1 protein-coding gene is annotated in these 221 nt (G+C 47.5%); it reads left to right on the top strand.

Annotation, left to right across the window (positions count from 1 at the left end; all coding sequences use genetic code 11):
- The coding region (locus tag AC1M9J_RS14870) for a GA-like domain-containing protein (protein WP_481952581.1) at positions 1–221 on the top strand (221 nt) is incomplete at both ends.

The following is a 221-nucleotide window of genomic DNA, read 5'->3' as shown; positions in this document are numbered from 1 at the left end:
GGCAGTACAAGCAGAAAAAGATGCGCTACAAGGTCGTTTAAATGATCTGGTTGATATCACTTTACCAACAGTAAATGACGAAGATGAAGATGGTGTTGTTGATGATATTGGAGAAGCTCTAGCAGCGGCTGAAGCAGCAGTAGAGGCAGCAGAAGCAGCATACGCTGCGGCAGAACAAGCGCTGATCGATGCAAATGCCAATGGCCTCATCACCCCAACAG

It is taken from the genome of Acinetobacter sp. ANC_7588 (assembly GCF_056783995.1).
The sequence above is the reverse complement of the archived record's forward strand: the minus strand, read 5'-3'. Positions and strand labels throughout refer to the sequence as shown.